Genomic DNA, 12107 nt, shown 5'->3' on the forward strand with positions numbered 1-12107 from the left:
CGGATGATTCGGCGATCTTCCCGGATCAGGTGCGTGATCGCCGGTATGCACGGGTGAGCGTCTTCGTGCCGTAAGGTCAAATGACCAAGTCGTGTGATCTTGCCGTACAGCGTGACGGATATCTTCAATAACTGGTCATCGGAGGGATCTCATGACTGAGAAACAAACAGCTGCGGTTTTGTCTGAGCACATAGGTGTACTAATCATTGGGGCGGGAATCTCGGGGATCGATGCGGCATGCCATCTTCGCATGAACCTGCCGGACCGCTCGTTCGCCATTCTGGAAGCGATGGACGGATTCGGCGGGACGTGGTGGACGCACCGTTACCCCGGCGCGCGGTCCGACAGCGACCTGTACACGTACGCATTCGGATTCCGCCCGTGGCAGGGCCGCTCGATCGCGACGGCGGAGGAGATCCACAGCTATCTCGGCGAAGTCATCGACGAGTACGACCTCGGTCCGAAGATCCACTATGGGCATCGCGTTCAAACAGTGAACTGGTCGAGCGAACACAAGCGCTGGACGGTAGAGGTGTCGCGCAACGATACCGGCGAACGTTTCACGATGACCACCGACTTCCTGTGGCTGGGCGCAGGGTACTACGATCATCGTCAGGGCTTTACCCCCAAGTGGAACGGGTTCGATCGTTTCAAGGGAACGGTCGTTCATCCGCAGCACTGGCCCGAAGACCTCGACTATGCCGACAAGCGCGTGATCGTCATCGGCTCGGGCGCGACCGCCGCGACGCTGGTTCCGGCACTGGCCGGCACCGCGGCGCACGTGACGATGCTGCAACGGTCGCCGACGTTCTTCACCGCGGTGCCGTGGACCCACCAGCTGGACACGACGCTTCGTGAACTCAGCCTTCCGGAGGAATGGCGCTCGGAGATTCTGCGGCGCGCACACCTGAAGCAGACCTTCGACCTGATCAACCTGTCCGCGGCGAACCCCGATGCGGTGCGCGACTGGCTGATCAACGAGACGCGGCAACAGCTGCCGGAAGGGTTCGACGTCGACAAGCATTTCAATCCGAACTATCGCCCATGGCAGCAGCGCGTGGCTGCCGTCCCCGACGGCGACCTCTTCGCGGCGATCCGGGACGGGAAAGCATCGGTCGTGACCGACACCATCGAATCGTTCGACGAAAGCGGGATCGTGCTGGCGTCGGGCGAACACCTGGACGCGGACATCGTCGTGACGGCCACTGGCTTCGACATGAGCGCGTTCGGCAAGATCGCATTCCGGCTCGATGGCGCCCCGGTCGACATGAGCAAGCGCGTGTCGTACCGCGGGATGATGATCGAGGGCATCCCGAACATGGCGTTCGTCTACGGCTACTACCGTTCGAGCTGGACGCTGCGCGCGGATCTCGTCTGCGAATTCACGTGCCGCGTGCTCGCGCATATGGACAAGGTCGGCGCGAAGACGGTCGAGCCGCGCCTGCGCGACGAAGACGCCGACATGCAGCGGCTGCCCTGGACGGACCCGAACAACTTCAATGCCGGCTACGTGATGCGCTCGCAACACCAGATGCACATGCGCGGCGACCGCATGCCGTGGCAGCACCACTTCGAGTACGAGGAAGAGCGCAAAGCCCTTCCGGAGCTGAGCCCGGACGCCGAAGTCCTCGTGTATCGCTGATTCCCCGCCCAACGTTCGATTACAAGGTGATGTCATGGCACTCGATTTGCATCTCGCGGGTTTTCTCGAATCCTTTGCCGGGTCCGGCGCGAAACCCTTGCCGCAGTCCACGCCGGAAGAAGCGCGCGGACTGATGCTGCACCTGGCGCGCGCCGTTCGCGCGCCGGAAGCCGTCGTTGATCTTCACCGCGTGGAAGACCTGACCGTTCCCGGCGCGGCCGGCTCTCTGCGGGCACGGCTCTATCGTCCGAGCGGCGAGCGCCATCTGCCGACGGTCGTCTATCTCCACGGCGGCGGGTTCGTCATCGGCGATCTGGATACGCACGACAACATTTGCCGGGAACTCGCGCGCGGCGCGAATGCGGTGGTGGTCTCGGTGGACTACCGCCTCGCGCCCGAGCACCGGTATCCGGCCGGGGCGGACGATGCGATCGCCGCGACCAAATGGGTGATCGCGAACGCGGGCGAGCTGGGCGGAAGCGACGTCGTCGCGGTGGCCGGCGACAGCGCCGGCGGCAATCTGGCAGCGGTCGTCACGCAGCAACTGCACGCCGACGGCATTTCGCTGGCCGCGCAGTTCCTGATCTATCCGGCGGTGGCGGGGGACCGTTCAGGCTTTCCGTCCTTCAAGGAAAACGGTGAAGGCTATCTGCTCGACGTCGAGACGATCGCGTGGTTCGAACGGCATTACCTGTCCGACGGCGCGCACCCGGAGGATGCGCGGCTCGCGCCGATCCACGCGAAGAACCTCGCGGGACTGCCGCCGGCGGTCATCGTGACGGCCGAATACGACCCGTTGCGCGACGAGGGCGAAGCGTACGGCCGCCTGCTTCATGCCAGCGGCGTCAAGGTCGACACGCTCCGGTGCGACGGCATGCTGCACGGCTTCTTCGACATGGGCGCGATTTCCCCGGGCGCGCAGACGTGGATCGATAAGGGTATCGCGCGTTTCCGCAAGGTGCTCGACGGCGCGCAGCACCATTGATACGTCGGCGGTAGCGATCTGAATCGCGCATATCGCCAATCCCTGGCCGCATGCGGTTCGATGGATGCCCTCCATCGTTGCCGATGCGGCCACACAGTTCTGATGCGTGACGGAATGAAGCCGACCGCACGACGGCTCGACGGCATGGCGGCGCGAGCGGCGGAATCGATGCATCACGCCGTTGCGCATGAAGCGCCCAGGCATCTATCCAGGACCCACACCCGTGAAGAACTCATTCGATTATCTTGTTGTAGGCGGCGGCTCGGCAGGTAGCGTGCTGGCCTCGCGCCTGACCGAAGACCCCGACGCGACGCTGTGCCTGTTCGAAGCCGGCGGCAACGGCAACGGGTGGCCGATCAACGTGCCGGCCGCCCTCGTGCTGATGATCCCGTCCCGGCTGAACAACTGGGCGTTCGAGACCGTGCCGCAGAAGGGGCTGCACGGGCGGCGCGGCTATCAGCCGCGCGGCAAGGCATTGGGCGGCTCGTCCGCGATCAATGCGATGGTGTACACGCGCGGCCATCATGCCGACTACGACGACTGGGCCGCGCTCGGCAACGAAGGCTGGGGCTGGAACGACGTCTTTCCGTATTTCAAGCGCAGCGAGCACAACGAGCGCATCGGCAATGAGTGGCACGGGCGCGGCGGCCCGCTGTGGGTCAGCGACTTGCGCACCGACAATCCGTTTCAGGCGCGTTGGCTGGAGGCCGGACGGCATTGCGGCCTGCCCGTCACGGACGATTTCAACGGCGCGGAGCAGGAAGGCGTCGGCATCTATCAGGTGACGCAGAAGAACGGCGAGCGCTGGAGCGCCGCGCGTGCGTATCTGTTTCCGCACATGAACGCGCGCGGCAATCTGACGGTGGAAACGAATGCGCAGGTCCGGCGCATCGTGTTCGACGACAACAGGGCCGTGGGCGTCGAAGTCACGCGGGCGGGCAATGTCGAGACGGTCTGGGCGAAAAAGGAAGTGATCCTTTCCGCCGGTGCGTTTCAGTCGCCGCAGTTGCTGATGCTGTCCGGCATCGGTCCGAAGGACGAACTTCAGCGTCACGGGATCGAGGTCGTGGCCGATCTCCCGGGTGTGGGACAGAACCTGCAGGATCACCCGGACTTCGTCGTCAGCTACAAGACGAACAGCCTCGATGCGCTCGGCGTATCGGTACGCGGCGGCCTCAAGACGCTGGCCGACATCAGGCAATACCGGAAGTCGCGCAGCGGGACGATCACCACCAATTTTGCCGAAGGCGGCGCGTTCCTGAAGACGCGTCCCGATCTCGAGCGGCCGGACGTGCAAATGCACTTTGTGGTCGGCCCCGTCAGCGATCACGGCCGGAAGATGCCTCTGGGACACGGCATTTCCTGTCATGTATGCGTGTTGCGGCCCAAGAGCCGCGGTTCGGTGAAACTGCGCAGCGCGGATCCGCTGGATGCACCGCTGATCGATCCGGCGTTCCTCGAGCACAGGGACGATCTCGACGTGCTCGTCGAAGGATACAAGCTGACGCGGCGGTTGATGGCGGCGCCGGCCATGTCGGCATTCGTGACGGAGGATCTGTATGCGTCGCGCTCGCGCACGGACGAAGACATCCGCGCGTTGCTGCGCGAGCGGACCGACACCGTTTATCACCCGGTGGGAACGTGTCGCATGGGGAACGACGAACTCGCCGTCGTCGACGCGCAATTGCGCGTACGGGGCACGGAGGGGCTGCGCGTGGTGGATGCGTCGATCATGCCGACGCTGGTCGGTGCGAACACGAACGCGCCGACGATCATGATCGGTGAGAAGGCGTCGGACCTGATTCGCGGGATCTCGCGATTTCCCGGCGGCCATGCCGCGGTGAAAGCCGGAATCGGGGTTTGACCGATTCGTTGTCGTGCCGGCGTGCGTCGGCACGAAAGCGTCGATCGTATACGGACGTTGCGGCAGCATCGGATGCGCTGCAGCGTCCGCTGTCATCAGACCCGTCTCCTCATCACTTGGCCGATCGACCCCGACCGGCGCCTGTCCCGGTTCAGCGGACGCCATGGGTTCTCCATCCGCTTCCATTCCCGCCGGGTAGATTCAGCACATCGTGTGCGAGCACCATCTTCTTTCGATTCGTCGTGTCGCGTACTGGAGCCTGGAACGCTATCGGGCGCTTGAGCGCGGTCCGCGGCGCGTTCGCACGCCCGTAACGCGATGTGGTGTGCCGCCCGTGGTCGTCTCGGCGTGTGATGAAGGTAGGTGGCGAGTGCGGACACTGCATGCCGGTGCCGGTGAGCGCATTGCGTGGCCGTTCTGCGTGAAAGTGGCTACCGCGCGATCGTGCGCGACTCGTCGCCGTTCAGGTGTGGTCGCCAACGGACGTCGGTTGCGGAAAAAGCGGAGAGTGGTGGGGCATCGGACGCATGTGCGCGGCATCGGCGATCGACTTCGGAAGCACGGCTGACAGGAGGATGGGGCGTCGTCGAACCCATTGACGGCCGGCTTCGCGCGGCATGCAGACCGCACTTCGTCCACATGCCACTTGCGCATCGGGGTCTTCTCGGTCCGCGCCACACGCCCCGTCGCGCGATGATCCCACCATCCGTCTCAGGTCGGAACGCCGTCGGCGCAACGGGCCGCGTTTTTCCATCGCGGCCTGCTGCGCCGATCGGACATCGAGGGGTTACTGCGAGATCGCCCCGTCGCGAGAGAAAACCAGCCATTTGTCGCCGGGCAACGGGAGTGCGGCCGTATAGGTCGTCCCGGTTTCCGTATGCACACGTTTGAACGTCTTCCCGTCATCGGCGCTTTGTGCCTGCAACCCGTCGACACCCACGGCCCGTACCGTCGAGCCGCTGGATGCGAGGGCGGTGATCGAATTCCGGGTATCGAGCGTCGCGCGCGACCACGTACGGCCGTTGTCGTCGCTTCGCATCAACGTGCCGCGCAGTCCGCCGACCAGCAGCACACCGTCGGGCAGCGCGACACCGCACCAGAACGAGCCCTTGTAACCGGTGTCGATCGTCTCCCACGTATTGCCCTTGTCCTTCGACACGAGGAGATGCCCTTTCTCGGCGGTGGCGAACATATCGCCGTTGCCGTTCGAAAAAATGCCGAACAGGTTCAGGTCCGACTTCTTGCCGCTCGGAAGCACGGGTTCCTTTTTCGTCCAGGTCTTGCCGCCGTCGTCGGTGACGAGGATCAGCGACCAGAGCCCGACTGCCACGCCGTGGTTCGCATCGACGAAGTGAACGCCGAAGAGGGGACGATCCTCGGTCGTCGCGAGCCGCTGTATCTGCCACGTCTCGCCGCCGTCGGTGGTCTTCAGGATCGCGCCCCAGTGACCGACGGCCCAGCCCGTGTTGGCGTCGATGAAGCTGACCGACGTCAGCGTCGAGCTCACGGGTACGGCCTTGGCTTGGCGGTACGTCGCGCCGCGATTGTCGGACAGCAGGATGATGCCGTTCGCACCGACGCTCACGACCCGCGGCCCTGCCCACGTTGCATCCAGCACGGCCGACTGCGTCGCAATGCTCGACTGGATGGCTGGCACGGGCTTGAGTTCCGGTGCGGATACCGCGCATGGCATGCCGCCCAGCAGTGTTGCGCCGACGACGATCGCAGCCGAAATGGCGCGCATCTTGTGATTCATGATCGTGGAATCCTCTTCTTCAATGGGCGAGCAGGCCGGGTGCGCGCGCGGGCCGGCGTCTCGGGAACAGGCGCTCGAGCCACACGGCGAAGGCCGGCAGCACGGTCATGGCCATGACCATGTTGACGATGAACATGAACGCCAGGAGCTTGCCCATGTCCGCCTGGAACTTGAGCTCGGAGAACGACCAGGTAGCCACGCCGATCGCGAGCGTGATCGCCGTGAAGATGGTCGCCGTGCCGATCTCGAGAATCGACTGTTCGAGCGCCTTGACGATGCCGACACCGTTGGCGAGATGCAGTTGCAGCCGGTTGTAGATATAGAACGCGTAATCGACACCGATGCCGACCGCGAGCACCATCACCGGCAACGTGGCGACGGTCAGGCCGATCTGCAGCTCCTTCATGAACCAGTACCCGATGAACGTGCCGATCGTCAGCGGCAGGCAGCAGGCGAGCACGGCGCGCAGGTCGCGGTACGTGACGAGCACGAGCAACACGATGGTCGCGTACACGTAAAGCATCATCGGCAGCTCGCTGCGCTCGATTTCGTCGTTGACCGCGGCGAGAACGCCGGCGTTGCCGGATGCGAGCCGGATCTTCACGCCCGGCAGCTTGTTCGTGTCGCGAAAATGTTTCGCGGCGGCGATCACCTGGTTGATCGTCGTTGCCTTGTGGTCGGCCAGATAGATGTTCACCGCGGTCATGCTGCAGTCCTTGCGCATGACGCCCGGCGTGCGAGCCACTTCGCCGGCCAGCGACGAATAGTTGTCCGGATCGATCGGGATCGCCGACATCTTCGGGTTGCCTTCGTTGTACCCCTCGTTGTATTGACGCAGCAACGAGGAAAACGACACGACCGACAACACGCCGGGAACGGCGCGCATCGACCACACGAAGCGATCCTGATACGCGCCGATCTCCACGTTGTTGCACGACTGCGGCGGCGCCTCGAAGACGATGGACATCCAGTCGAGGCCGACGTCGTAACTCGATGCGATCGACACCGAGTCCTGGTTGAAGCGGGCCTCCGCGCGCAGCTCCGGCGCGCCTGCCTGCAACGTGCCGACTACACGGTCGCGGCTTTCCCACGCGGCCACGCAGAACACCACGACGGCGGCCAGCAGGATGATCGCCGCGTTGCGGGGCACCGCGACTTTCGCGAGCACGCGCAGCACGCGGCCGCGGCGGGCCGCATGCAGCTCGGCATTCTTCGCATAGTCGGGGTCGACCTTGAGCAGGGATGCGGCCAGCGGAAGCATCACCAGATTCGTGACGATCTTGTACGCGACGCCGAGCGAAGCGGTGATCGCGAGCTCGCGGACCATCGGAATCGGGATCAGGATCAGCGTGACGAACGACACGAACGCGGTCACCAGCGCGAGCGTTCCGGGAATCAGGAGCCCGCTGAAGCTGGATCGGGCCGCTTGCTCGACCGACTTCCCGTGCGAGATCTCGCGAACGATGAAGTTGATCTGCTGAACGCCGTGCGATACGCCGATCGCGAACACGAGGAACGGCACCAGCACGCCCAGCGGGTCGAGCCCGTAGCCGAGCAGATGCAGCGTGCCGAACTGCCAGACGAGCGAAACGAGCGAGCAGGTGAGCGGCAGAATCGTCAGGCGGACCGAGCGGCAGTACCAGTAGACGGCCAGCGCGGTCAGCAGCAGCGCGATCGCGCAGAACTTCAGCACGGACGACGCACCGTTCGCGATATCGCCGATCTGTTTCGCGAAGCCGATGATCTGGATCTCGTAGTTCGCATCCTCGAACTTCGAGCGCAATTGCGATTCCAGCGCGCGGTCGAATGCGACGTAGTCGATCCGCTCGCCCTTCGCGTCCAGCTCGTTGAGGTCCGCGGTGACCATCGCACTGGTCTGGTCGCGCGATACGAGATTGCCGACGAAGCCGCCTTGCGCGGTCGAGCGCGAAATGGCGCTGACCGTGTTGCCGTCGAGTTGATCGGGCGTCACGGTGCCGGGAATGAGCGGGTCGGCCCGGAAGCCGTCTTCGGTGATCTCGTTGACGAATGAATTGGGCGTCCACAGCGATTGAACGCTGCTGCGCGACACGTTCGGCAAAAACGTGACCGCCTGCGTGACGTCGTAGAGCCGCTTCAGCGCGGCGGGCGTCCAGATGCTGCCGTGGCGCGCCTTGACGACGACGATCAGGCGGTTGGCGCCGAGCAGGTCGCCGCGATACTGGTTGAAGGTTTCCGTGTATTCGTGGCCGAGTGGAAGCTGCTTCTCGAACCCCGCATCCATGCGAAGCTTCACGGCGAAGCAGGCCATGACGACCGTAAACAGAACGAGAAGTCCCAGCACGAGCCGCCTGTGACCGAACAGCGTATTTTCCAGCGAATGAAGCATTCTCAGCAGCTTGCCGGGTCGGGCTGCATCGGAAACAGGCGTTTGATTCATATTGACCTCAGAAATTGCGAGATGCGACGACAGCCACGAAGTCCCTGTCACGTAGCGGGTTGGCCAGCGGGTTGGTCGGGCCCATGAAGCGCGTGTAGTTCAGGGCGACCTGCCAGTTCGCCGGGTTCTGGATGAAATTCACGTACAGGTTCATCGCCGTCACGCCGCGCATGAACTGGGCGTTCACGTTCGGCGTATTGCCGAACAGGCCGTACCGGACGTAGATCCCCGGATTGACCTGCCACCCGGGAATGACGGTGCCGTCGTAGACCCAGTTGAAATCGACGTCGATCCCGCCCGAGTATCTCGTGCCCTGTGCACTACCGGGCGAGTTGAGTGCGCCGGTCGCGAACAGGTCGTTGAATTCGTTCCCCCACAGCAGCGCACCGGGAGAAATCGGCGAGCCGCCATAGCTCTTGTGAAGCCCCGGGTAGGCAATGATCACCGTCTCGGTCGTCAGCGTGGCGGTCTGCGCGCCGAGCAGCTTGAGGAACGCACCGGAATTGCCCGGCTGCAGCGAGTAGAGGGTCGTCAGGTGCCACTGGAAACGCTTCTCGTCGACCCAGCAGTTGCCGCCTTGCGCGACGCAGCCGCTGGCCGGGTTCAGCGGAACGGCGTCGCGCGGACGGTACGACAGTTCCGTGCCGATCGCCCAGTCGCCCACCGGGAAGTTCGCGCTGACACCGATCATGTGACGATCTTCAGGAAACCTGAAGACGGTTCCGCCCGTCGGGCTCAGCGACACCTGCGGGAACTTGTCGTGGTACGCGATCGTGTAGAAGCCGAGATTCAGGTCCGTTCCCGCGGGCTGATAGCGCACGGAGAAGCCGTACTGCCCGCCGTTCTTCGGATGCACGGTCGCCACGCCATACGCGTTGTTGCCGGGCCCGACGATCTGGTTGGACCAATAGCTGCCGACCGGGGGAAGGTAATTCTGGTTCCAGTTGCTCTGGACGTACCCTTCGACGTTCACACCGTGACCGAGGCCGGACGCGACGCTCAGTATCGGCGCCGGCAGGATGAATTCCTTGACCTGCGCGCCGGGCTGCGACGCGCGATTCACGTCGATCGCATTCGTCGCATTGATCCCGCCGACTTCCCAGATGCTTTCGCCCCAGCTGACGACCTGGTTACCCACGCGGATACGCGTGATCTGGTCGCCGACGTTGAACTGCTTGCTGATCCACAGGTCGAGCAGGCGCGGCTTGAAGCGGATGTTCTTCTCGGCATCGGACGGCAGTCCGCCGCTCAGGCTCGGCGCGGGATTGTAGAAAAGATCCTGCCCGCTGGTCGCGCCCGACGTGCGGGTGCCCGAGTAGTCGTATTGCCAGGTGCCGCGCGCCATGAACGTCAGCCCCTGCGACGGCATCTTCAGCAGCAGCTCGTGGTTGCCCTTGAGATAGCTGGTGAACGGATCGCCCTTCTTGTAGTTGATGTCGCCTTGATCGGAGAGTCCGCTCAGTTGACCGAGCCGGCCGCCGCCGGTCGGCGCGCCGGTGGCCGCGTCATAGGTCGGCGAGACGAGATTGCTGCTGGGCGACGCGGTTCGGATGCCGACGCCCGCGGACACCGTCGAATCGAAACTGCCTTCGACGTTGCCGATCGTGAACGTGAACGCGTGCGCGCCGCTGCACCCGAGGGCGACGAGCGCCGAGACCGCCGCGCGCACGAACGCCACACTGCAGCGGGGCTGAAATGAGAAGGGGGTAGCCATTTTGTGTCGGCACCTGTCAACGCTCGCTCAACGCGCGAAGATTGTCGGCGTTGTAGAAGCTCGGCTTGTAGTGTTGGTCCGCCGACGAGTCGACCGACCACTTCGCGTCGCGCCCCGCCGCGAGCATCGAACCGTCCACGAGGTACCGGCCATCGACGAGGTTGTATTGGGCGAACGCGAGCGTGTCGCAGCTTCCCGTCTCGTACACTGGAATGATGTAACCCTCGCGCACTTTCGAGATGTTGCCCTGCGCGTCGTAGTCCACCGCCCCGAGGTAGTTCCAGCTGTCTTCATCGACGTAGAACAGGCGCTTCGGCGCGGTATGGCGCATGCCCTGCTTGACCGTGGCTTCCACGACCCACACGCGGTGGAGTTCGTAGCGGCGCTTCGACGGATTCACGAAGTCGGGGCCGTACGCGTCCTCGAATTTGTCGGAGAAGTCGTACATGCCGAGGTCGTTGTAGGAAACGATCATTTCCTTCTTGCCGAGCAGCTTCCATGAGAATCGGTCGGTCTGCCCGGAGAACACCAGCGCTTCGTCCATGTTGTACTGGTTGTCGAAGCCGATCTGCGGTGCGTCGTACGCGTACGACGGCATGCGGCGGGTACGGCGCTGGCCCGGGAAGTAATAGAAGACTTCGGTCGGCTTGCCGGCGTAGGTCGTGAAGATCGCGGCCTGGCCGGCAAGGGCGGCAGGCGACTTGTACGCGTAGTACGCGTTGCCTTCGACCTCGTTGACCTTCGCGAACGTCGTGCCGGATTTGTCGCCCCACGGCTGGTAGATCCACGCGTCGGACACGTTCTTGATCCAGTCGGACGCGCCCTTGCGCGGCGAGACGACGGTGATGATGTCGCGCATCTCGACGCCGGCGCCGCGGTAATGCAGCTTCGCGTTCCACATCACCTCGGCGCCGGTCTTCGGCGCGGGGAACGGGTAGCCGGGCAGGTGGGCATCGGCGAGTTCCGAGCCATCCGCGGACATCTTGGCGAAGCCCGCGTTGTTCTTCGTATTTTCCGCGACGAAATCCGGGACGCCGCAGGTGCGCCGCGACGCATAGACCGGCATCGTGAAGCCCTTCAGGTTCTTCAGCAATGCGATCTGGCCGGGATTGAGCTTGTCCGCGTATTTGTCGACGTTGCCGGCGTCGATCGTGTACAGCGGCTTGTCGGACTTGTATTTGAAGAAATCCCCGCGGCGCTTGCCGAACGTCCAGCCGGCCCCGACGTTGCCGACCGGCGTCCATGCGGGAATGCCGCTCGCGGTGCCGGCGATCTCGGCGCCGGACGGCGTATGCGAGGAGTCCAACCCTTCCGCGAGCGCGCCGGTCAAAGTCATCGCGACCGCGGCAGCGAGAAGGGACGATTTCGCTGCCGATCGAACGAGCGAAGCGGATTTCCTGAAAGAATGCGTCTTGACCACATCAATCTCCTTGACCTTGACCGGGTAACGTGCGCCCGTCAGAAGGGTTGGGCATAGGCGAATGCAGGCGAACGTGGTGATTTCCGCCGCGATTGATTCGTTATGCGAAATATACAAACGTGCGTTGTACGGTCTTTTTTATGAATCAACTGGCGCGTTCATCCGTGTTGCGCCGGTGCCCGGGTTCTCCGGCACACCTGCTGGCGTGCCGGACGATGCGTACTGCGTGCAGCCGATCTTCGTTTGCCGGAGCCGGGTGCGGTCTGCTCGACCGGAGCGGCTCCGTATGCTGCCTTGGCGTGGCCGC

7 protein-coding genes are annotated in these 12107 nt (G+C 64.0%); 3 read left to right on the top strand and 4 right to left on the bottom strand.

Annotated features, from left to right (window positions below; genetic code table 11):
• Window positions 1-151: 151 nt before the first annotated feature.
• The 3 genes from DFS13_RS18265 (at window position 152) to DFS13_RS18275 (ending at window position 4491) form a co-directional block, all read left to right on the top strand.
• Window positions 152-1642: an NAD(P)/FAD-dependent oxidoreductase gene (locus DFS13_RS18265; protein WP_181461618.1), complete on the top strand. Its 1491-nt coding sequence runs from the start codon at window positions 152-154 to the stop codon at window positions 1640-1642.
• 34 nt (window positions 1643-1676) lie between these two features.
• The gene (locus tag DFS13_RS18270) at window positions 1677-2627 is read left to right on the top strand and encodes an alpha/beta hydrolase (RefSeq protein ID WP_111441952.1); all 951 of its coding nucleotides are present in this window, start codon (window positions 1677-1679) and stop codon (window positions 2625-2627) included.
• Between the two features lie 223 nt (window positions 2628-2850).
• A complete protein-coding gene (locus tag DFS13_RS18275; RefSeq protein WP_111441953.1) occupies window positions 2851-4491 on the top strand; it encodes a GMC family oxidoreductase in 1641 nt (546 codons plus the stop codon).
• A gap of 787 nt (window positions 4492-5278) precedes the next feature.
• Here the strand turns inward: DFS13_RS18275 and DFS13_RS18280 are convergent.
• From DFS13_RS18280 to DFS13_RS18295, 4 genes are read right to left on the bottom strand one after another with little or no spacing between them, the layout of a single operon-like run.
• Window positions 5279-6247 (bottom strand): YCF48-related protein, encoded by a 969-nt coding sequence (locus DFS13_RS18280; protein WP_060212048.1) that lies wholly within the window; start codon window positions 6245-6247, stop codon window positions 5279-5281.
• A 19-nt stretch (window positions 6248-6266) separates the two neighbouring features.
• The gene (locus DFS13_RS18285) at window positions 6267-8666 is read right to left on the bottom strand and encodes an RND family transporter (protein ID WP_060212046.1); all 2400 of its coding nucleotides are present in this window, start codon (window positions 8664-8666) and stop codon (window positions 6267-6269) included.
• Window positions 8667-8673: 7 nt separating this feature from the next.
• A complete protein-coding gene (locus DFS13_RS18290; RefSeq protein ID WP_105866172.1) occupies window positions 8674-10380 on the bottom strand; it encodes a DUF1302 domain-containing protein in 1707 nt (568 codons plus the stop codon).
• 16 nt (window positions 10381-10396) lie between these two features.
• On the bottom strand, window positions 10397-11716 hold the full coding sequence (locus DFS13_RS18295) for a DUF1329 domain-containing protein (protein WP_060212041.1): 1320 nt from the start codon (window positions 11714-11716) through the stop codon (window positions 10397-10399).
• Between the last annotated feature and the right edge of the window lie 391 nt (window positions 11717-12107).

The organism is Burkholderia sp. 28_3 (genome assembly GCF_003253915.1).
Lineage (GTDB): Bacteria > Pseudomonadota > Gammaproteobacteria > Burkholderiales > Burkholderiaceae > Burkholderia > Burkholderia cenocepacia.

What these genes read in the sequence shown, in the direction of transcription:
- DFS13_RS18265 (WP_181461618.1), top strand. Translation starts at nt 152, where the DNA reads ATGACTGAGAAACAAACAGCTGCGGTTTTGTCTGAGCACATAGGTGTA.
- DFS13_RS18270 (WP_111441952.1), top strand. Translation starts at nt 1,677, where the DNA reads ATGGCACTCGATTTGCATCTCGCGGGTTTTCTCGAATCCTTTGCCGGG.
- DFS13_RS18280 (WP_060212048.1), bottom strand. Translation starts at nt 6,247, where the DNA reads ATGAATCACAAGATGCGCGCCATTTCGGCTGCGATCGTCGTCGGCGCA.
- DFS13_RS18285 (WP_060212046.1), bottom strand. Translation starts at nt 8,666, where the DNA reads ATGAATCAAACGCCTGTTTCCGATGCAGCCCGACCCGGCAAGCTGCTG.
- DFS13_RS18290 (WP_105866172.1), bottom strand. Translation starts at nt 10,380, where the DNA reads ATGGCTACCCCCTTCTCATTTCAGCCCCGCTGCAGTGTGGCGTTCGTG.
- DFS13_RS18295 (WP_060212041.1), bottom strand. Translation starts at nt 11,716, where the DNA reads ATGACTTTGACCGGCGCGCTCGCGGAAGGGTTGGACTCCTCGCATACG.